Source organism: Streptomyces sp. NPDC005752 (genome assembly GCF_040630715.1).
In the GTDB taxonomy this organism is placed as follows: Bacteria; Actinomycetota; Actinomycetes; order Streptomycetales; family Streptomycetaceae; genus Streptomyces.
On record NZ_JBEXYB010000067.1, the window covers coordinates 1 to 20,024 of the forward strand.

Sequence of the window (20,024 nt, forward strand, 5' to 3'; positions counted from 1 at the left end):
TGGACCTGGACGGTGACGGTGGTGTCTCCGTCCAGGTCCACGGCCACCTGGTAGGCCACAGTCCCGTCCGCGTACGTCGCCCGGGCCTAGATGGGGGCGTAACGCCACCGGCCGCCGGACCGTATGTAGTGCGCCGGGCGGCACGCGTTGGCCAGCACTGCACGGAGGGGGCGGGCCCGTGCTCCGGCCGCCAGGGTCGTCGCTACACCGCATCCAGAATGTCGCTCACACGTTCGATGCTAGGCGGTGCAGGTAGGGAGATCAGCGTGAGGCTGGAGGGCGCTGACCTCTGACAGGTGATCTTGACCGCCTGACAGGTGAGTTTGACCGCGCCGCTCAGAGCATGGTGGACCGCGACGCCGGATGCCTCGACGGTCCGCTATTCATGGACCATGACCAGCCTCACCGTTAACCAACACGGACTCGCCCCCCCGGGCCTATGCCCGAATTGTCATCTTCACAGCGGCTTTGCGGTCCCCGAGCATGGCTTCAACTCCTACATCTGGCCGCATCCTCAGTTCGAGAACCCGTCTGTCGAGCACCAAATCAAATTTGGGATGCACACCTGGCTGCGTCAGATTCCCGCCATCTGCCACCACTGCCACAAGACCACGGTCCTACATCAGCTGATCCGCTTCCACGAAGACGGGGAGACCGGCGAGGTGCTCCGGGTGATGCAGGTCTGGCCGGAGCGGCAGTCGCGCGAGTTGCATGTCTCCGCCCCGAACGCGATGCGTGAGCTGTTCGCGGAGGGCTCGCGAGCGGAGGCCGCTGAGGCATACAGGGCGGCAGGGGCAATGTATCGAGCCGCCGTCGAGGAACTCTGCAAGAACCTCGGCGCCGAAGGCAATGGCCTCTTCAACAAGATCAACGATCTGGCTAACCGGGGCGTCACCCGCGAGATCGTGGATGACCTCCACGAGGCCCGATTGCTTGGCAACTGGAGCCTGCACGACGGCTTGGAGTTCTCCGCCGAGGAGGTTGCCGACGTCGCCACCCTGATTGTTGAGGCCGTCCACATCCTCTACGTACAGTCCGAGGAACGACGAGCGATGCGCGAGGCTCGCAAGGCGCGGCGCGACGCCTTCACTGCCGGGAACCCATAGCCGATCCGGTCAGATGCCGAGCCAGCCTGGAGAGCCCCAGGCCGCCCGGCGTGGTCTGAGGAGCCGCTGACCGGAGGTGGCCAGGGCCGTGCCGGACGGGGTCGGGGCAGACCGTGCCGTACGGCTGGAGTGGGGGCTGCTCATCCGTTCCAGAATGACGAGGGTGGGCCTTGACCCCGAATCCTGAACACGGGCTATGCGGCTCGTGCCAGCGTAGTTGGTGTGCGGTAGAAGGCGATCGGTGATCGTTGCCCGAGGTGGGAGTGCCGGCGTCGGGTGTTGTAGCGGTTGAGCCATCGGAAGGCGTCAAGGCGGGCCTCACGCTCGTTTGGCCAGCTCTTTCGTCCTTGCAGGGTCTCGCGTTTGAAGGTCGCGTTGAAGGACTCGGCGAGTGCGTTGTCCGCGCTGGACCCGACCGCGCTCATGCTCCTCCGCACCCCTGCTGACCTGCAGGCTTCGGCGAAGGCCCTGCTTGTGTACTGAGCTCCGTGGCCGGTGTGCATGATCGATCCGGCCAGGCTGCCGCGGGTGCGGACCGCTGCGGCCAGGGCGTCGGTCACAAGGTCGGTTCGCATGTGGTCGGCGATCGCCCAGCCGGCGAGACGCCGGGAGGCGAGGTCGATGACGGTCGCCAGGTAGCAGAACTTCCCGCCATCGAGGGGCAGGTAGATGATGTCACCGACGTACTTCGTGTTCGGAGCCGTGGCGGTGAAGTCGCGGCCGATCGGGTCCGACGCCTTGGCCGCCGCTGGGTCGGCGACGGTGGTGCGGTGCCGGCGGCGCAACCGGACCCCTTCGATGCCGAACGCCCGCATGATCCTGGCGACGCGCTTGTGGTTGAGTGCCTCTCCGCTCGTCTCGCGGAGTTCGGCGGTGATTCTCGGCGCTCCGTACGTGCCGTCCGAGTCCTGGTGCACCGCCCGTATCAGGGCGGTCAGCCTCGCGTCGGCCGCCTGCCGGGCGGCCCGGTCCGCAACTGTCCGGCGCCAGTAGTAGAAGCTCGAGCGGCTGATCCCGAGGATGCTGCACAGCCGCTTCACGCCGCGGCCTTCCTGAGGACCTCGTTCTCCTGCTCGAGCATCCGGATCCGCTTGCGGGCCTCGCGCAGTTCGGCCGACTCGGCCGGCGCCGTCGCAAACCTGGTGGGGTGTTCTCGGTCTCCGCGTGGCGCAGCCATTTCGTCAGCGAGGCCGGGTGGACTCCGAAGTCGGCGGCCACCTGTTCCAGCGTGACGCCGGGCTCGCGGTTGCGCGCGACCCGCACGACGTCCTCGCGGAACTCCTTGGGATACGGCTTGGGCACTGCAACATCCTTCCAGGCCGCTTCTCAGCAAGCCAGGTCACATCGCAGCGGCTCCTCGTGTTCGTAGGAGGCGCGGTGCCGACCTCTCGTGCAAAGCCGTCGGCACCGCGCCGATGTGCGTCCGCCTCTCAGGGCGGGCCCGGGTCACGGGAGTTGGTAGCTCCCGGACACCGGTCTCCGGTCAAGCGCGGCAGCGAGCCGCGCTCGTAATCTCAGGCGGTACACCTGGCCTCCTGACAACGCGTGGAACGAGGGGAAAGCGTGCCGCCCCGGGGTGCTCGATAGGGCGAGACAACACGGATAAGCACAGGTCAGCAGGGGTAAAGCGAGGCTTCGTCCCGGTGGCACGGCGAGACAGTAGACTGGGAATCCGGCCGCACCAAACGACTCCCGGACCCGGGGCCGCAGCACGGCACACCTCGTTAGGCCCGGCCGGAGATCACGGCTAACCTCCGGCGCAACCCCGCCCGAGACGCACGCCGTTGAGCACGGTCCGGAGCGGGAACAGCCCCGTCATGCCCTGAAAGAGGCCCTCCACATGAGCTACACGCTGCACCGAGGCGACGCCCTCACCGTGATGAAGACCCTCCCCGACGAGAGCGTCGACGCCGTCATCACCGACCCCCCGTACAACAGCGGCGGCCGAACCAGCTCCGAGCGCACCGGTCGTACGGCGCGAGCGAAGTACGTCACCAGCAACTCGGCGCACGACCGCGCCACCTTCCCCGGCGAGAACCGCGATCAGCGCTCGTACCGCTCCTGGCTGACCGAGCTGTTGACCGAGGCATACCGGGCATCGACCGAGCACGCGGTCGCCATCGTCTTCTCGGACTGGCGCCAGGAACCGACGACGTCTGACGCCCTGCAGATGCCGGGGTGGACCTGGAGCGGAACTATCCCGTGGATCAAGCCCGCCAGCCGGCCCCGCAAGGGCGGGTTCAAGCAGTCCGCCGAATTCATCACCTGGGGAGTCAAGGGCAGCCTGGCCAAGGGCCGGGACCTGTACCTGCCCGGCCACTTCATCGCGTCCCAGCCGCGCAAGGGCCGGGTGCACATCACCCAGAAGCCGGTCGAGGTCATGCAGCAGCTCGTACAGATCTGCCGCGAAGGCGGAACGGTGCTCGACCCGTTCACCGGCAGCGGCTCCACGGGCGTCGCGGCCCTGCGCGAAGGCCGCCGCTTCGTGGGCGTCGAACTGTCCTCCCACTACGCCGACGTGGCCGAGCAGCGGCTCCGCGCCGAGCTGACGCAGGACGACGTCGCCCTGGCCGGACCGCAGGCATGATCATGAGAGCGAAGAGAGCCCGGGGCCAACGGGCCGCGAACGCCGAAGGGCGGCTGAAGCATCGAGAACCGATGCTCCAGCCGCCCTTCTCGTTCAAGCCGCCTCGAACGCCTTCCGGATCAGCGGCGTTGCCCTCTCCAGGTCGTCCGCCGACGCGAGGCGCACCTCCACGTCCCCGGTGCCCAGGTGCCCGATGCCGCGCATGTCCCGGGAGAAGCCCTCCTCCAGCACGACCGAGCCCGGGTCGAGTCTGAGGTGGACCAGGATGGCCTCGTGCCTCGGACGGAACAGCACCGATGCCACGTTCACCAGCCGCCGGTAGGCGATGTAATGCCGAAGCGCTGCCACCTCGACCTCGCCCCACGCCGTTAGGGCGTCGTCCAGTTCCGCGTACAGGTCCCGCAGGCACTCCGGGACGAGGCCGGCACTTCCCGCCGCTGGACCTGCCGGCACCGTCGGCGCGCTGACGACTGCGGCGTCCCGCTCCCGGTGACGCCGGGACGCAGCCGGGTTCGGGGAGCCGGGCGAGGAGTCGACGAGCAGCAGGCTCAGCAGGCCGCCGTCGAAGACGCGGTAGCGCACCAGGTCGATCCGCTCGGGCAGTCGCTGCACGGCCACGCGATCGTGGTGGGAGAAGCCAGCCGCGATGCAGACTATCCGCGGTCGACGCCAGTCGATCGACTCGGCGGCCTCCGCGCCGAGCACCCTCCGGACGAGCGCCTCGAACTCGTGGTGCGCCGAGTCCAGCCAGGACAGGTAGGAGACGGCCTGCGACAGCACCCCGCTGTCAGAGCCCTTCTTGACCTCGATCACCACCGGGGCGCCGTTCTCGTCCAGCCCCAGGGTGTCGATCCGCCCTCGGTGCCACGGACCGGTCGGGTACTCCGACGCCAGGAACCGGATGCCGAGCATCTGCTCCAGACCGGCCTCGACCCGCCGCTGCAGCTCCACCTCCAACGCCACCGTCGAACCGGTCAGCTCGACATCCTGCCCGCCCGCGTCTCGCCGGAACAACATCAGCTCGCCCACCAGCGCCCCCTCCCGTGATCACTACTAAGGGGAATCGAAATCGCCAGAGGGATATTCCGGAAACGAGCCCTGCCGTTCACGCTGCTACCGTCCATAGGCGAGGCACTCCTCTGGGCCCTCGCGCGAGGAGCGAGACCGGCGCCCGGTCGGACTGTGGAGACCTACAACGAGCTTCGAGCCTCCCGTTGCCGTCGTCGGTGGCCGCTTCGGTGGCCAGCCGGTGGCCGGACGCCTTTGGACGAGGTAATACGAGGGGGCACAGGTCAACCAGCCGCACGTGCTCTGATCAGGAAGAACGTCATTCAGCGGCATGGTCAGATACCACGCAGCACGAACGCTCACGGTCTCGTAATGCGCAGGTTTCGCTACCTGGCGTGTACCCACTGCACCACTACCTGAGTCGGCCGCAAGAGCGTCAGATCAGCCTGGAAGTTGGCCTACCGCAACGGCGATCAGCCAAGTCCTACGGGGACATCCCAGGGACTTTTCAGGGCTTTCACGTCTGTCCCAGGGGGTTTCCAGGGGCTTTCCACCCCGCAGGCAGGGAAGACCCTGGCAGCGCTGAAAGAAGCAAACGCGCTGGTCAGGGCCTATTCGACTAGCATCGATGATGTTCACCGCGAGCCCGCCGCGGGCGGTCTCCTTGTACTTCACGCTCATGTCAGCCATTTTTGATCATGGCCGTGACCTGCGAACATGGTGCGGCGAGCTCGACTTGCGTCACGTCAGGGACTTTCCAGGGACTTCTTGTCGACAGCTACCTACAGGTATCCGATGGCACGTGACAGCCTGTGGGCGCTTGATTGTTTTTTCGGACCCCTGTACTCGTAATGCGTAGGTCTCGGGTTCGAATTCCGAAGGCGGCTCTGTCGTGAACCCCAGGTCAGGCCTTTGACCTGGGGTTTCTTGTTTTGGTTGACCTTGGAATTCGGGCCAATCGGGCACGTGTGGTCTGTGCATCGCAATGCGTAGGTCTGAGGTTTACAGTCGGTGGCGTTTTTGCTTTGCAGGGCTGTGAGCTGGTCTTTTGTCTCTGTGGTCGCTCTTCTTCGGGCTGTGCGGATTGGCGTGGTGGCCGTGTGGTGGCCGAGTGTGCAGACCGGCTCCCGGTTAACCGCGAAGTTGGTGGTTCACAGGGGAACGATGGTTGTGGCATCCCAACAGTGGGTGCATGTTCTTTGGGCACTCCCAGGACTCTGCTGCGCTGGCCCGGGTCGGGGTGCTGATCGAGGAGCGGTTCAAGGTCTCGTACGAGATCTCCGGGGTGTGGCGGCTGCTGGACCGCCTGGGCTGGTCGTGGCAGGTGCCCAAAGTGCGGGCCGTGGAGCGCAACGAGGAGCGCGTGTGTCCGCTGGTTGGGCGGTGCAGTGCAGCCCGTCCCGCTCAGACGCCGAGCGCGCGGGTGTACGGAGAGGAATCATGGGACTGGGGCGGGGCAGGGTCCGGGGAGAGGCCAAGGAGACGGGCAGCCGCCGTCGTGGCGTGCTGGGTGAACAGCGCACAGGCCAGAAGGAGGGGCAGCTGGCCTGGGCACGGGGCCGGTGATGTGCCGGGCGTGGGTCGTTCAGATTCACCATGCATGAGGGAAGCGTCGCCGGTGGCGGCAGAGAGGTGACCGAACACCGCTAAACCCTGGCACCACTCGTACGGCCGAACGCTACGTGTCCACACTCATGCCGCGCCGCCCGCCTGGGGCCTGGCCTAGAGCCGCGGCGAAGCCGGCCGTTGCGGCGGTCACGAGATCGACATCCCGCCGTCGATGGACAGCACCTGACCGGTCATGTAGTCGGCGTCCAGCAGTAGCTCGATGCCTCGGGCCACCTCGCCGGGCGTGCCCATGCGGCCGAACGCGGTCCGGGCAACGAGCGCGGCACGGGCTTCGGCCGACATCTCCGCGGTGAGCGCGGTGGCCATGAGTCCGGGCGACAGCGCGTTGACCGTCACCTTGAACCGCCCGCACTCCAGGGCCAGGCTCCGGGTCATCCCCAGCACGCCGGCCTTGGCCGCCGAGTATGCCGTCTGGCCCGGGCTGCCGATGAGACCGGCGGGCGAGACGACGTTGATGATGCGCCCCCAGCGGGCCCGCATCATGTCCGGCAGCGCCGCCCGGCAGGTATGGAAGGAGCCGATCAGATTGACGGCGATGGTCTGGGTCCAGTCGTCGATGGACTGGGTGGCCATGAAGCCGTCGCGGCGGATCGCACCCGCGTTGACGAGCACGCTGATGCTGCCTAGCTCGGCGCGCACCCGGCCCACCATGTCCCGCGTGGCAGCCCAGTCAGCGACGTCCGCCTGCACGACAACGCTGGGCCCGCTGAGCTCGGCGGCGACCTTGCGGGCCCGGTCCGCACCGGTGGTGCAGTGCAACGCCAGCCGGTAGCCACGGCGGTCGAGAACGTGTGCCACGGCGGCGCCGAGGGCCCCCGAAGCGCCGGTGACGAGGGCGATGCGGCCGTCGGCGCTCGGCGCAGTGGCGGCCCGGATGTCGTCGTCGGTCACCTTGTCACGTCCTCCCCAGGGGCAGCGAGCCGTTGTGCCCGCCGAACATCGGCCGATGGTAAGGCCGCCGCGCCCGCTGCCGAGGCAGGTGTGCGGCGGCCGGCATTCCTACCAGATGACTGGCATTTCGGCCGGACCGAACGCCTGAATCGAGTGGTACTTGTACGTCAGCTCCGACTCCGGCACAGCCAGCGCGAGACTGGGAGCCCGCTCGAACAGTGTCGTGTAGACGATCTCCATCAGCTCCGGCACCAAGCGGTTCGCCGGACACTGGTGCGGCCCGTGGCCGAACGCCAAGTGCCTGGTGGGCATTTCCCGCATGAGATTGAGCTCATTGGGATATGGACACACCGACGGGTCGCGGTTGACGGGCAGCGTCGGCACTGCCAGGCCGTCACCAGCCTTGACCAACGTGTCGCCGATGCGCACGTCTTCCACGGCCAGCCGCATCGGCGTTCCATCATTGACCGAGAAGTACCGGATCATCTCGTCGATTGCCACCGTCATCCGGTCCGGCTCAGCGAGCAACGTCGCCCGCTCTTCCGGGTGGCTCAGCAAGGTGAGCACGCCCAACGTGATCATCATGGACGTCGAGTTGTGAATGCCCTGGGCGTTCGACAGCATCAGGGGCGCCATCTTGAACCAGTCGACCTCGCCACGCTCGTCGAGTTCTTGCTGGATCATGCGGCTCATCAGGTCGTCGCCGAGGTTTTTCGCCTTCTCTTTCAGGACGTCCTCTGCGTGCTGGTTCAGGCGCGCGGCTGATGCCTTCTCTTCTTCCTCGGTGGAGGTTTGCATCAGCAGATGCCAGACGTTGTCCCGCATCTTCCGCATCTCGGCCATGGGGATGCCGAGGAATATCTCCTGCAGCCGCCAGGCGATCGGGTACGCCAGCTCCATCACCAGGTCGACGGGCTTGTCCTGCCGGCCCAGCATCGCGTCGACCTTCTCCTCCACGGCGACCCGCAGTCGCGGCAACAGTCGGGCGAGCCCTGCCGGGGAGAATTCCTGGATGACCGGCTTCTTCAGCTCCAGGTGTTCTGGGCCGTCCAGATTGATCATAAATGGTGCGCAGTACTTCAACTTGTTCAACGACTTCGGCGTCATCTTCGGAAAGTCGTCGCTCATCTTGTCCGAGCTGAACCGCGGGTCGGAGAGTACGAATCGTGCGTACTCGGGCTTCACCACCATCCACGCCAACTTGCCGGTGGGCAGGGTCACGCGGCCGATGCCTCGTTTTCGCAGCGTTTCGTACTCGGCCGGGAGCACGCCAGGCAGCTTCCGGCGAATGGGATGGGTCGGTAGTTTGGTCATTCTGACACCTCTGCAGCCCAGTGGTAGAAGCGAGTGGCCAACGAGTTGCCTTCTGGGTCATACGGCGGAATGAGCCGCGTCAGGTCGTCGACGAGCTGGAGGAAGCGGGGATCGCCTTCTGTCCACACCGCGCTGATCACCTTGATGGCGTCGGGTTCCGCGAAGTCCTGGATGTGCAGGTAGATGCCACGCCACAGATAGATCTGACGGCGCAGCGTCCCCATGTTCTGCGGAATGTCGGTCGCATCCGACTCCGAGAAGAGCCGCGACACCTCCGGGATGTGCTCCTGCCGCTGGGTGTTCACAATCACCGCGCTGTACGTCTGCTCCAGGTTCTCCAGTTGCTCGGTCGGCCACACGTAGAAACGCTCGGTGGTCGGCTGGTCGACCGGGCCGTCCCAGTCCTCCGTCGCGGTGTGGTCGCCGAAGTAGGCCGACAGGCTGTCGTTCAGCCGTGTGCACCGGGGATCGGTAGTTGTCATCCGGTACGCCTCGGCCGCGTCCGCGACGTCCCAGTCCTGCATGTGCACGTAGAGATCGCCGTAGTGGAAGACCTGCCTGCGGCGCAGCTGGGGAAGTCCGGATGCAACCTCGCCGTCGAACTCCCGAAGGATCTTGGTGACGTCGGTGGCGTGATCACTGTCGAACGTGCCGACGGTGACGATGCTCGGCATATACCTCTCCTCACGGTTGGCGGGTTGGAACCGGTGCCGCGTCACGGACCCTTGCGGGCTCGTTTCGAGGTCGTGCCAAGCCTGTGCTGTTGCCTTCGACGCCGAATCGACGCCGGATCAACTCGAAGGGTCCTCGAAGCGTGGTCGAACGCCGACGGACATCGTCAGGCGCGACGGTTCCAGACCTACGACGCTTGTGAGGTGGCTTGTTGTGTCGAGCACGCAGCAGCATGTCGACCACGGCGTGACCATCGACGCCGACTACCAGACGGTGTTCGAGCTGGTCGCGGATGTTGCGCGGTGGCCGCAGTTCCATCTGTCCGCCGTGCACGCGGAAATAGTCCACAGCAACGAGAAGGGTGATCTGGTCCAGCACTGGTCGCTGGTCAGTGACTCCGCCGTCCGCACATGGCGGACCGTGCGCCGCACCGACCGGACGGGACGCCGCATCACGTTCACGGACGTGGAGGCCGATCCGCCCGCCACAGAGATACGCGGCGAGTGGGTGTTCACCGAGCTGGCGCAGGACCGTACCCGGGTCGAGCTGCGCCACCATGTCAGCGCGCCGGCCGGCGCCGATCTCGGCCCCCTGCTGGACAGGATCAACCAGGACAGCAAGGAGCACCTCGACACGCTGCGTGACACGGCGCAGCGGCGTGCCGAACTGGACGAGCTCGTCCTGTCCTTCACCGACCCGCTGTTCATCGCCGGTTCCATCGAGGATGCCTACGACTACCTCTACCGTGCGGACCTGTGGCCCAAGCGCATTCCTCACGTGGTCGGGCTCGCCATGACCGAGGACGTGCAGAACGTCCAGTTCTTCGACATGGACACCAAAGGTCCGGACGGCGGCACGCACACCGTCCGTTCCGTGCGGATCTGCCTGCCGCCCAACCTGATCGTGTACAAGCAGATCTCGTTGCCCGCGATGCTGGACGCGCACACCGGCCACTGGCGGTTCACCGAGACGCGGGAAGGCGTCATCGGCGAAGCCCGGCACACCAGCACGATCAAGCCCTCGGCACTGTCACTGCTCGGCAGCGGGACGACGATCGGTGAGGCGCGCCGGTTCCTGCGGCGTCTGCTGAGCGGCAACAGCATGAGCAACCTGAGCCTTGCCAAGGCATTCGCGGAGGAGCGCGCCGGGTTCTGAGCCGGGCACGCCGTGTTCATCGGACAGACAATCGTTGATCCAGGAGGGGCAATGGCCGAGAAGACGACCGCCAGAGGCGGGGGAGTGTGGGCAGCGGCCGATCTGTTGACCCCGATGGCGATCCGGGTGGCGGCGACGTTGCGGTTGGCCGACCACATCGTCGCGGGCACCCGGACGACGGAGGCGCTCGCTGAGGCTGTGCGGGCCGACCCGGACGTGCTGGGGCGACTGCTGGACCACTTGGTCTCCGCCGGAGTGCTGTCGAGTACGGGGACCGCTGCCTACGACCTGACGGACATGGGCCGGTACCTGTGTGACGGCGAGCCCGAGGGAATGCGGTCGGTGCTCGACATCGAGGGTGCGATCGGCCACGCCGAGTTGAGTCTTGTCCAGCTGCTGCACACGGTCCGCACCGGTGAGCCCGCGTTCCAGCAGCAGTACGGTCTGGCGTTCTGGGAAGACCTGTCGGCCAACGACGAGCGTGCCGAGTCGTTCGACGCGCAGATGGGAGCACGGCTGGCGGTGCACGCGCCCGCCGTGGCCGCGGGATATCCGTGGGGAAGGCTTCGTCATCTCGTTGATGTCGGCGGTGGCGACGGCAGCATGTTGATCACCATCCTGCAGGCCCATCCCGACCTGCGGGGGACAGTCGTCGACCTGCCTGGACCCGTGCGTCGTGCCGGCAAGGCCATCGCGGCCGCCGGTTTCGAGCATCGTGCCGACGCCGTGCCAGGCAGCTTCTTCGACGAGCTTCCCGCCGGAGCGGACGGCTATCTGCTGTCGAGCATCCTGCACAACTGGAACGACGAGGCGGCCGCCCGCATCATGCGACGTTGCGCCGAGGCGTCGTCGACGACGGGAAGCGTATTCGTCGTGGACTATTTCAACGACCAGAGGCAGACGGAAGGCGACCTTCGCATGCTCTGCTACTTCGGGGGAAGGCAGCACACCCCCGAGCAGGTGGGCGAACTGGCCGGATCCGTCGGCCTCGAGATCGTGTCCATCGTGCCTGCCGGTCGTATGTCCATCGTGGAACTGCAAGCGTCTCGCTGACTACGGATGCTCAGTGAACGCGAGCCGGTGCCGGTGCGGCTATTCAGCCGTGCGCGGCCTGTTCTCCTCAGTGGCCGTCGAGTACCGGGCTTCGATTCCCTCAAGGATGATGGCCAGTCCGGTGTCGAACTGTTCGTCGGCGTCGGCGATCTCTGCCGCCTCGGTCATCCTGCTCAGATAAGGGAACTCGCCGGTCGCGAGCAGGGTCACCAGATACGGCTTCATGCGCATCCGCCAGCTGTGACGATCGACGCCGGACTGGTTCACGTTCGCCCGCTCGGTCAGCTCGGCCTGGACGGCACCGCTGACCCAGGAGTAGATCAGGTTCATCACGTCGATCGAGTCGTCGATGTCGAGACCGCAGCCGCCAAGCACGGCGAGATCGCGTTCCATGCTGCGCAAGTAGTTGGGGCCGATGATCGGGCGGGTGGAGAGGAGCGGAGCCAGCCAGGGATGGCGCAGAAAGTTCTGGCGTCTGCGGTGCGCCAGGACGATCAAGTCCGCGCGGAGGTCACCGGTCGGCTCCTGCGGCTCGAAGACGGTCGCCTCATCGATCATCACCGCCCACAGGTCTTCCTTGGCGGGCAGGTATCGGTAGAGGGTCATCACGCCCGCGCCGAGGTTCCTGGCGATGTTTCGTACCGAGGCGGCTTCCAGCCCTTCGGCGTCCGCGATCTTGATCGCCACCGTGGCGATCTCTCTGCGACTGTGCGTCGGCACCGGGCCGCGCGTGGGCTTCTCCGGTCTCATCCAGATGATGGGTTTGGGGTCCGACACGGCGACCAGCATACGCGTGCGAATCATCTGCGTACACCGCACCCGGTGCACTTGCGTACACCGCACGCGGTTCCCTATCGTGGAACCGCGTACACTGCACCCAGTCGGGAGAGGGCCGTGGAAAAATCGATCGTGTATACGAAAGACCTGCGAAAGCAGTACGGGGACGTCGAAGCGCTGACCGGCTTGGATCTGGCCATTCCGCCGGGGCTGGTCTACGGCCTGCTCGGCCCCAACGGTGCGGGTAAGAGCACCACCCTGCGCATCCTGAGCACGCTGACCCGGCCCACCAGTGGGCAGGCCGTCGTCGCCGGGTTCGACGTGGCCCGGGAGTCGGGGGAAGTCCGCAAGGCGATCGGGCTGGCCGGTCAGGACGCCACTCTCGACGACAAACTGACGGCCAGAGAGAACCTGCGGATCTTCGGCCGCCTGTCGCGCCTCGGTGTGCGTGGGTCCCGGCGGCGCGCGGAGGAACTCCTTGAACGGTTCGACCTCGCCCACGCCGGCAATCGGCTGGTCGGCACCTATTCCGGCGGCATGCGCCGTCGGCTCGACCTGATCGCCAGCCTGTTGCGTGCTCCCGCGGTGCTCTTCCTCGACGAGCCCACGACGGGGCTCGACGTCCGCAGCCGGATGGAGATCTGGGACACCGTCCGTGAACTGGTCAGCGACGGCACGACGGTTCTGCTCACCAGTCAGTATCTGGAGGAGGTGGACCAGCTCGCCTCCGCCGTCGGTGTGATCGACCACGGACATCTCATCGCCGAAGGCAGCCCGGCCCAGCTCAAGTCTCAGATCGGCAGCCACATCGACGTCGTGGTGGAATCCACGGACCATGTGGAGAAGGCCATGTCGGTCCTCGAAAGGATCACCGGCCGGCGACCGGAGGCGGACGGACTGCACATCGTCGCCGCCGCGGTGGATGCGGTGCCGACCCTGCCGCAGATCGTGCGTGAACTCGACGCGTCCGGTGCCGTGATCCGTGACGTCGGGATTCGTGAGCCGAGCCTCGACGACGTCTTCCTGTCTCTGACCGGCAAGACGGCTGAGTCGGCGAAGCCGGCTGAAGCGCAGGAGGTGGCGGCATGAATGTCCTCATCGACGGCTGGACCCTGACCCAGCGAAATCTCCTACGGTTGCGTCACGAACCCGGGACCCTGCTCACCATCCTGCTGATGCCGATGGTGTTCGTGGTGCTTTTCGGATACGTGTTCGGCAGTGCGATCGGCATTGACGGCTCCTCGAACTACCGCGAGTACATGATGCCGGGGATGTTCGTGCTGGGCAGCGGCACCGCGCTGTCCTCGGCGATGGTGGACGTCTCGATGGACAATGCGCGTGGGGTGATGGACCGCCTCCGCTCCATGCCGACCAACCGCGTGTCCGTGCCTCTCGGCCAGAGCAGTGCGGAGGGAGTCATCGGAGCGTACGGTCTGGTCGTCATGATGCTGTGCGGTCTCGTCGTCGGCTGGCGGGCACACAACGGCGTCGGGAAGACGTTGGCCGCCATCGGCCTGCTTCTGCTGTTCCGCTACACGCTGGCCTGGGTGGGTACCTACCTCGGACTGGCGATCCCTTCGGCGTCCACCGCGGCTGCCCTGGCGCCGTTGACGCTGCCGCTCACCATGGTCTCCAACGCGTTTGTGCCCACCGACGGGATGCCGGGCTGGCTGCAGGTGATCTGTGAGTGGAACCCGCTCAGCGCGTTGGCGACGGCGACCCGGGAGTTGTTTGGCAATCCCGGTACCCCCGGGCCGGACGCCGCATGGCCGCTCGCGCATCCGGTGGCCGCGAGCCTGCTGTGGGCCGGGCTGCTGTTGGTGATCTTCGTACCGCTCTCGGCGCGCAAGTTCGCCCGAGCGGGACTGTGACTCCTTCGACGGCTGCTCTTCACGCGAACCTGCCCTCGGAGCTGGGGTGACCGGACTTGTCGAAGGTCCGGCCACCCCGGCCTCCGCAGGGGGCGCCCGTCCCCGGTCAGGCCGGCGGACAGGTCACCAAGCTCACTACTGAGAACAACGCTGAATCACGTTCAAGAATGAATGACATGAATGGGGAGTCATGCGCGTAGTGATTGTCGGCGGCGGCACCGTCGGGCTGTGCACCGCGGTTTTCCTTGCCCGCCAAGGGGTGTCGGTTCACGTTCTGGAGCGCCGGGCCAAGGTCAATGACCATCCGAGGGCGTTCGGCCTCAGCGACCGGTCGGCGGAGATCCTGCGCGAGGCCGGCATCGAGGTGGAGACGGCGAGCTTTGGCCGTGGCCTGATGACCGGACCGAGCCTGGGCGAACTGACCGCCGTCACCTCCAAGTTCGAGCGACCGGAGATCGGTTCGGCGAAACTGGGCAGTTGCCCGCAGGACCGGATCGACCGTGCCGCCGTGGCCCTGCTGCGCGACATGGGAAGCCGGGTCGACTTCGACAGTGAGGTGGTCGCTGTCGGGGACGACAGCGTCACCACCAAGGACGGCCGGGTCGTCACGGGGGACTATCTGATCGGCGCCGACGGAATCCGCAGCAGGACCCGGGAGCTGCTCGGCATCGGCGTGACCGGCCCGGGGCCGTTGGGCGACTCACACATGCTCAACGTCCTGTTCCGCGCCGAACTGCCGGCCCCACCGCTCTCCATGACCTTCCTGCGCAACGAGCGGGCATCCGGAATCCTGTACCGGGTCGACGAAGCCGGCCGCTGGATCTTCCACATCCACAACGGCGATCCGAACATGCCCGCCGAGCAGATCCAGCAGCGGATCAGGGACGCGACCGGCGTCACGGAGGCCCAGCCGCAGATCATCAGCCAGATACCGTGGGCACCGATTGCACATGTGGCCGACGCGTTCAGGTGGGGCAGGTTCTTCCTCGTCGGCGACGCGGCACACGCGTTGCCGCCGGTCGGCGGCTTCGGACTCAACACGGGTATCGCTGACGGCCACAACCTGGCGTGGAAACTGGCCGCTGGGGGCGAGGGGCTGCTCGACACCTATGAAGCCGAGCGCCGTCCGGTCGCGTTGCTCACCATGGAACAGAGCGTGATCCGCGCGCAGAACCACGACCTGCACTGGAACAACGATCCGAGTCTTGCCGCCGACCGGGCCGCCGTCGGCATGACGGGTGTCATGATCCCCGTCGTCGGCTACCGGTACGACTCAGCCGCGGTGATCGATCCGGAACCGCTGTCGGACATGGAGAATCTCGTACTCGACGGCGCACCGGGCAGCCGCCTGCCGCACCGGTGGCTTCCGGACGGACGGTCCACCGTCGACCTTGTGAGCGGCTTCACGCTGCTCACCGGGACCGCGGCCGGCCACTGGCTGGATGCCGCACGGGCACTGGGCATCACGGCTCATGCGGTCGAAGGCTGGGCCGAGGCCGCCAACACCAAGGAGGACGGTGCCGTGCTGATCCGTCCCGACGGCTTCGTCGGCTGGCGTACGGCGACCACGCGAGCGGCCGCCTCCAGCGAGCAGCAGCTGCGGGACGCTCTCGACCGGATCCTGTGCCGGAAGAGCCCGGGCGCTGTCACGCAGGAGGTCTGACACCGGATCCTCGACACGGTCATACGGCTGGCACCGGCTATGCCGGTGCCAGCCGCCTGCTGTTCGGCGCTCCCGTTGATCGCCGCTCGGCCTCCCGAGGAGCTGATGTCCGCCGATCCGGCGCCCGCGCGGCTGGGACACCAGCGCCTCACATCCGTCCGCATCCGAAGATCCTCATGCGTCGACGGCGACAACTGCCAGCTGTCTCCCGCCAGTTCACTCACAAGCACCCACGAGCGGGAACCCCTGCCGTTTCGGGTCAATTGACCGTAAGCAGGGTCCGTCCGTTTAACCGACCACGAGCTCCTCTCGAACCGATGCGGCGAAGCTTGGCGTACAACGTCGCCTTCCAGGCTGTCCGCGAATGGACGCCGCCAAAACGCACCTTCGGCACAGCACGGTGGGCCGATTCATCTTGGTTACGAACCGAGTACCAGAGCAGAGGAGGCGGACGATGGATTTCGGCGCGGATCCCTATCCCAAGTACGCGTGGCTGCGTGAGCAAGAGCCCGTCCTGCAGGTCATGGAAGGCCAGGGCCTTTACGGATTGCTGGTGACCCGGTACGAGGACGTACGGATGTTGCTGACCGATCCCCGGATGAGCAAGGACCCACGCAACGCGCCGCTCGACTGGCAGGAGGCGGGCAAGGGGCGGCCGTTGGAGGACCGGACCGGGCTCGGGACACACCTGCTCACCACGGACGGGCTCGAACACACGCGGCTGCGCCGACTGGTCTCGACCGCGTTCACCGCCCGCCGTGTCGAGGGTCTGCGCGGCCAGGTGCAGCAGATCACGGACGGGCTTCTCGACGAGATCGTGCCGAGAGGACGCGTCGACCTGGTCGCCGAGTTCGCGTTCCCGCTGGCGATCACGGTGATCTGCGAGCTGCTGGGAGTTCCCTCGGCGGACCAAGAGATGTTCCGCCGGTGGACGAAGGACTTCCGCCGGTGGACGAACAAGACCGGCTCCGGCCAGGCCCAGAGCGAGAACGCGCGGCCGGTCGGACTGCGTGACCTCCTCGGATACCTCACCGAACTGGTCGACAAGCGCCGAGAGGTGCCGGCCGACGGTCTGGTCGACGCGCTGATCGCGGCCAGGGACGACGACGACCGACTCAACGAGACCGAGTTGCTGTCGATGATGTCCCTTCTGCTGATCGGAGGCTTCGAAACGACCGTCAATCTGATCGGGAACGGCACGCTCGCTCTGCTGCGCCATCCCGACCAACTCGCGCTGCTGCGCGAGCAATCGCACCTGGTGGAACCGGCCCTGGAGGAGATGCTCCGCTACGACGGGTCGTTCGAGACGGCGACGTGGCGGTTCCCGCTGGAGCCCATAGAGATCGCGGGTACCCGCATCGAGAAGGGCCACCCGGTGCTCTTGTCGCTGGCCTCGGCCGACCGGGATCAGGCGAAGTTCAAGGAACCGGACCGTTTCGACGTTATGCGTTCCGACAACGGGCACGTGGCATTCGGACGTGGCGCGCACTTCTGCCTCGGCGCTCCGCTGGCCAGGCTGGAGGGCCGGATCGCGTTCGACGGGCTGCTGCGCAGGCTGCCCGGCCTCACATTGGCCGTACCGCCCGAGGAACTGCGCTGGCAGCGAAGCCTCACGATCCGCGGGCTGGAATCGCTGCCCGTCACATTCGATGCCTGACCTCCGCTAGCAGGAATGAGATTCCCATGCCACATGCTGAATTGAGCGCGCGAACGGTGAGCGCACGATGAATCGACGGGTCGCCATCACCGGCATTGGCGTGCGTGCCCCAGGCGGTGGAAACGCCAAGGAGTTCTGGGAGCTGATTTCGTCCGGCACCGCGGCCATTCGCACCATCTCGCTGTTCGCACCGTCCGGGTTCCGCTCCCGGGTCGCGGGCGAGTGCGACTTCGATCCGGTGGCGGAGGGCTTCACCGCGCAGGAGATCCGGCGGATGGACCGGAGCGCGCAGCTCGCCGTCGCCGCGACCAGGGAAGCGGTCGCGGACGCCGACCTCGACCTCGACACGGTCGACCCGCATCGCACCGGGACGAGCGTCGGCAGCGCCATCGGCGGCACGATGAGCCTGGACCGGGAATACAACGTGCTCTCCGACGGCGGCCGCAAGTGGCTTCTCGACCACGAATACGCGATGCCGCATCTATCCAAGTATCTCGTCCCGACGTCGATCGCCGCCGATGTGGCCTGGGAGGTCGGTGCGGAAGGTCCCGTGGCGCTGGTGTCCACGGGCTGCACCGCGGGCATCGAATCGGTGTCCCATGCGGCGCGGCTGATTCGCGAGGGCTCCGCCGACGTGATGCTGGCCGGCGGCACGGACGCGCCCATCTCACCGGTCTGCGTCGCCTCCTTCGACGCGATCAAGGCGACGACCCCCCGCAACGACGACCCGCACACCGCGTCCCGTCCGTTCGACCGCACCCGGAACGGGTTCGTGCTTGCCGAAGGCAGCGCGATGCTGGTGCTGGAGGAGTGGAACCACGCCAGGGCCCGTGGCGCGCACATCTACGCGGAGATCGGCGGCTGGGACGTGCGCGCGAACGCGTTCCACATGACCGGTCTCCGGACCGAGGGCACCGAAATGGCCAAGGCCATCGAGGTGGCGCTGCGGATGGCCGGGCGCACTCCCGAGCAGGTGGACTACGTGAACGCGCACGGCTCCAGCACGGTACAGAACGACAGGCACGAGTCGGACGCGTTCAAGCGCAGCCTTGGCGATCACGCGTTCCGGACGCCGGTGAGTTCCATCAAGTCCATGATCGGCCACTCATTGGGAGCGATCGGCTCGATCGAGATCGCGGCGTGCGCGATGGCCATGGAAGCCGGGCTGATTCCGCCGACGGCCAATCTGCATGAGCCCGACCCGGAGCTGGGGCTCGACTATGTCCCGCTGGAAGCGCGGCCGGCGGATCTGCGCACGGTGCTCAAAGTGGGCAGTGGGTTCGGTGGTTTCCAGAGCGCCATGGTGCTGACCAGGGGGGATTCCGATGAGTGACACCATCCCGGCGCCGACGCGCCCTCGCGCGGTGATCACCGGCCTCGGGGTGGTCGCGCCGAACGGGTTCGACGCCGACGCATACTGGGACGCCGTTCTGCACGGGCGCAGTGGGATCGAACGGATCACTCGATTCGAACCGGATCAGTACCCGGTCAAGCTGGCGGGCGAGGTGGCCGACTACGACGTCCGCGAGCACGTCCCCGGCCGGCTGGTGCCGCAGACCGATCAGGCCACCCGGCTGGCGCTGATCGCGACGGACGCCGCGGTCAGCGACTCCGGCCTCGAACTGGCCGCTGTCCCGGACGATCAGGTCGGTATCGTCACCGGCATCTCCGCGGGCGGGCTCGAGTACAGCCAGCGCGAGTTGGAGAAACTGTGGAGTCTCGGCGGCGACCATGTCAGCGCCTATCTCTCGTTCTCCTGGTTCTACGCGGTGAACACGGGGCAGATCTCGATCCGGCATGGACTGCACGGTCCCGGCGGGGTCTTGACCGGGCTGACGAGCGGGATGGACTCCATCGCCCAGGCCCGCCGATACGTGGCCGACGGTCTGCCGGTGGTGGTGTGCGGCGCGACGGACAGCACGTTGTGTCCGCTCGGGTGGGTGATCGAGCTGACCACCGGCCGGATGAGCTCGGTGACCGACCCGGAGCGGGCCTACCTGCCCTTCGACGCTGCCGCGTCCGGCCATCTGCCTGGTGAGGGTGGCGCCATCCTCATCGTCGAGGAGGCCGGGTACGCACGCGCTCGAGGGGTTCAGCCGTACGGCGAGATCGCCGGGTACGCCACAACCTTCGACCCGCGGCCCGGTTCGGCTCGGGAGCCCGGGCTGCGCCGGGCCATCGAGGCGGCGCTCGCGGACGCCGGTGTAACGCCCGCCGAAGTCGACGTGGTGTTCGCGGACGCGGCCGGCGTCGCCGAACTCGACCGCGCCGAAGCCGCTGCCGTGACCGCCGTGTTCGGTCCACGGGGGGTTCCAGTGACCGCGCCGAAGACGATGACCGGCCGACTGTATTCCGGTGGCCCGGCGCTCGATGTGGCCACCGCGTCGTTGAGCATGCGGCACGGCGTCATACCGCCCATGATCAATGTGGCCGAACCGGTCGGGTCCGATCAGCTTGACCTGGTGCTCGGCCGGCCGAGGGAGACGACCGTCTCCACGGCTTTGGTACTGGCCCGGGGCGACGGCATCAACTCCGCGATGGTCCTCACGGCGGCGTAGCCGACGCCGGTACCGCGGCCGACGCGTCATCGTCCGGGCACGACGCCGTAGGGGCAGCCATCACTGATGGCTGCCCCTACGGC

At 67.0% G+C, this 20,024-nt stretch carries 17 protein-coding genes and 3 pseudogenes; 12 read left to right on the forward strand and 8 right to left on the reverse strand.

What is annotated here, in order from left to right:
• Positions 1-392: 392 nt before the first annotated feature.
• A complete protein-coding gene (locus tag ABZ441_RS32690) occupies positions 393-1,106 on the forward strand; it encodes a DUF4145 domain-containing protein (RefSeq protein ID WP_358980903.1) in 714 nt (237 codons plus the stop codon).
• A 9-nt stretch (positions 1,107-1,115) separates the two neighbouring features.
• Here the strand turns inward: ABZ441_RS32690 and ABZ441_RS32695 are convergent, their stop codons facing one another.
• From ABZ441_RS32695 to ABZ441_RS32705, 3 genes and pseudogenes are all read right to left on the reverse strand, one after another.
• Positions 1,116-1,250, reverse strand: coding sequence for a hypothetical protein (locus tag ABZ441_RS32695; protein WP_358980905.1), 135 nt, complete (start codon positions 1,248-1,250; stop codon positions 1,116-1,118).
• 50 nt (positions 1,251-1,300) lie between these two features.
• Positions 1,301-2,217, reverse strand: a pseudogene (locus tag ABZ441_RS32700) (IS3 family transposase); the annotation flags it as partial.
• Positions 2,218-2,309: 92 nt separating this feature from the next.
• Positions 2,310-2,408: pseudogene (locus ABZ441_RS32705) on the reverse strand (hypothetical protein); the annotation flags it as partial.
• 538 nt (positions 2,409-2,946) lie between these two features.
• Between ABZ441_RS32705 and ABZ441_RS32710 the strand changes: the two are divergent.
• Positions 2,947-3,693 carry a DNA methyltransferase gene (locus tag ABZ441_RS32710; protein WP_358980907.1) on the forward strand — a complete coding sequence of 249 codons (747 nt, stop codon included), beginning with the start codon at positions 2,947-2,949 and terminating at the stop codon, positions 3,691-3,693.
• A gap of 93 nt (positions 3,694-3,786) precedes the next feature.
• Here the strand turns inward: ABZ441_RS32710 and ABZ441_RS32715 are convergent, their stop codons facing one another.
• The gene (locus ABZ441_RS32715) at positions 3,787-4,722 is read right to left on the reverse strand and encodes a DUF5655 domain-containing protein (RefSeq protein WP_358980910.1); all 936 of its coding nucleotides are present in this window, start codon (positions 4,720-4,722) and stop codon (positions 3,787-3,789) included.
• 1,171 nt (positions 4,723-5,893) lie between these two features.
• Between ABZ441_RS32715 and ABZ441_RS32720 the strand changes: the two are divergent.
• A pseudogene (locus ABZ441_RS32720) lies at positions 5,894-6,055 on the forward strand (winged helix-turn-helix domain-containing protein); the annotation flags it as partial.
• Positions 6,056-6,141: 86 nt separating this feature from the next.
• The gene (locus ABZ441_RS32725) at positions 6,142-6,267 is read left to right on the forward strand and encodes a hypothetical protein (RefSeq protein ID WP_358980936.1); all 126 of its coding nucleotides are present in this window, start codon (positions 6,142-6,144) and stop codon (positions 6,265-6,267) included.
• A 189-nt stretch (positions 6,268-6,456) separates the two neighbouring features.
• Here the strand turns inward: ABZ441_RS32725 and ABZ441_RS32730 are convergent, their stop codons facing one another.
• The 3 genes from ABZ441_RS32730 to ABZ441_RS32740 form a co-directional block, all read right to left on the reverse strand.
• Positions 6,457-7,221, reverse strand: a complete 765-nt coding sequence (locus ABZ441_RS32730; protein WP_358980912.1) for an SDR family NAD(P)-dependent oxidoreductase — start codon at positions 7,219-7,221, stop codon at positions 6,457-6,459.
• Positions 7,222-7,329: 108 nt separating this feature from the next.
• Positions 7,330-8,535 (reverse strand): cytochrome P450, encoded by a 1,206-nt coding sequence (locus ABZ441_RS32735; RefSeq protein WP_358980914.1) that lies wholly within the window; start codon positions 8,533-8,535, stop codon positions 7,330-7,332.
• Positions 8,532-9,209 (reverse strand): TcmI family type II polyketide cyclase, encoded by a 678-nt coding sequence (locus ABZ441_RS32740; RefSeq protein ID WP_358980916.1) that lies wholly within the window; start codon positions 9,207-9,209, stop codon positions 8,532-8,534. Before ABZ441_RS32740 ends, ABZ441_RS32735 begins: the two co-directional genes overlap by 4 nt.
• Positions 9,210-9,420: 211 nt before the next feature.
• Here ABZ441_RS32740 and ABZ441_RS32745 point away from each other — a divergent pair, with 211 nt between their 5' ends.
• Together ABZ441_RS32745 and ABZ441_RS32750 are read left to right on the forward strand one after the other, a co-directional pair.
• Entirely contained in the window at positions 9,421-10,362 is a 942-nt protein-coding gene (locus ABZ441_RS32745; protein ID WP_358980918.1) for an aromatase/cyclase, read from the forward strand.
• Between the two features lie 51 nt (positions 10,363-10,413).
• Complete coding sequence (locus ABZ441_RS32750; protein ID WP_358980920.1) at positions 10,414-11,415, forward strand: methyltransferase; 1,002 nt, start codon at positions 10,414-10,416, stop codon at positions 11,413-11,415.
• Positions 11,416-11,454: 39 nt separating this feature from the next.
• Here the strand turns inward: ABZ441_RS32750 and ABZ441_RS32755 are convergent, their stop codons facing one another.
• Complete coding sequence (locus ABZ441_RS32755; protein WP_358980922.1) at positions 11,455-12,192, reverse strand: TetR/AcrR family transcriptional regulator; 738 nt, start codon at positions 12,190-12,192, stop codon at positions 11,455-11,457.
• Positions 12,193-12,309: 117 nt separating this feature from the next.
• Between ABZ441_RS32755 and ABZ441_RS32760 the strand changes: the two genes are divergently transcribed.
• The 6 genes from ABZ441_RS32760 (at position 12,310) to ABZ441_RS32785 (ending at position 19,941) form a co-directional block, all read left to right on the forward strand.
• Positions 12,310-13,281, forward strand: a complete 972-nt coding sequence (locus tag ABZ441_RS32760; RefSeq protein WP_358980924.1) for an ATP-binding cassette domain-containing protein — start codon at positions 12,310-12,312, stop codon at positions 13,279-13,281.
• Entirely contained in the window at positions 13,278-14,063 is a 786-nt protein-coding gene (locus ABZ441_RS32765; protein WP_358980926.1) for an ABC transporter permease, read from the forward strand. The genes ABZ441_RS32760 and ABZ441_RS32765 overlap by 4 nt, the downstream gene beginning before the upstream one ends.
• 190 nt (positions 14,064-14,253) lie before the next feature.
• Entirely contained in the window at positions 14,254-15,726 is a 1,473-nt protein-coding gene (locus ABZ441_RS32770) for an FAD-dependent oxidoreductase (RefSeq protein ID WP_358980928.1), read from the forward strand.
• Between the two features lie 454 nt (positions 15,727-16,180).
• Entirely contained in the window at positions 16,181-17,383 is a 1,203-nt protein-coding gene (locus ABZ441_RS32775) for a cytochrome P450 (RefSeq protein ID WP_358980930.1), read from the forward strand.
• Positions 17,384-17,450: 67 nt separating this feature from the next.
• Positions 17,451-18,716 (forward strand): beta-ketoacyl-[acyl-carrier-protein] synthase family protein, encoded by a 1,266-nt coding sequence (locus tag ABZ441_RS32780; RefSeq protein ID WP_358980932.1) that lies wholly within the window; start codon positions 17,451-17,453, stop codon positions 18,714-18,716.
• Positions 18,709-19,941, forward strand: a complete 1,233-nt coding sequence (locus ABZ441_RS32785) for a ketosynthase chain-length factor (protein ID WP_358980934.1) — start codon at positions 18,709-18,711, stop codon at positions 19,939-19,941. The genes ABZ441_RS32780 and ABZ441_RS32785 overlap by 8 nt, the downstream gene beginning before the upstream one ends.
• Positions 19,942-20,024 lie beyond the last annotated feature (83 nt).

Coding starts and splice junctions, on each gene's coding strand:
- ABZ441_RS32695 (WP_358980905.1), bottom strand. CDS start 1,250: ATGAGCAGCCCCCACTCCAGCCGTACGGCACGGTCTGCCCCGACCCCG.
- ABZ441_RS32775 (WP_358980930.1), top strand. CDS start 16,181: ATGGATTTCGGCGCGGATCCCTATCCCAAGTACGCGTGGCTGCGTGAG.
- ABZ441_RS32765 (WP_358980926.1), top strand. CDS start 13,278: ATGAATGTCCTCATCGACGGCTGGACCCTGACCCAGCGAAATCTCCTA.
- ABZ441_RS32710 (WP_358980907.1), top strand. CDS start 2,947: ATGAGCTACACGCTGCACCGAGGCGACGCCCTCACCGTGATGAAGACC.
- ABZ441_RS32735 (WP_358980914.1), bottom strand. CDS start 8,535: ATGACCAAACTACCGACCCATCCCATTCGCCGGAAGCTGCCTGGCGTG.
- ABZ441_RS32750 (WP_358980920.1), top strand. CDS start 10,414: ATGGCCGAGAAGACGACCGCCAGAGGCGGGGGAGTGTGGGCAGCGGCC.
- ABZ441_RS32690 (WP_358980903.1), top strand. CDS start 393: ATGACCAGCCTCACCGTTAACCAACACGGACTCGCCCCCCCGGGCCTA.
- ABZ441_RS32740 (WP_358980916.1), bottom strand. CDS start 9,209: ATGCCGAGCATCGTCACCGTCGGCACGTTCGACAGTGATCACGCCACC.
- ABZ441_RS32770 (WP_358980928.1), top strand. CDS start 14,254: ATGCGCGTAGTGATTGTCGGCGGCGGCACCGTCGGGCTGTGCACCGCG.
- ABZ441_RS32785 (WP_358980934.1), top strand. CDS start 18,709: ATGAGTGACACCATCCCGGCGCCGACGCGCCCTCGCGCGGTGATCACC.
- ABZ441_RS32780 (WP_358980932.1), top strand. CDS start 17,451: ATGAATCGACGGGTCGCCATCACCGGCATTGGCGTGCGTGCCCCAGGC.
- ABZ441_RS32725 (WP_358980936.1), top strand. CDS start 6,142: ATGGGACTGGGGCGGGGCAGGGTCCGGGGAGAGGCCAAGGAGACGGGC.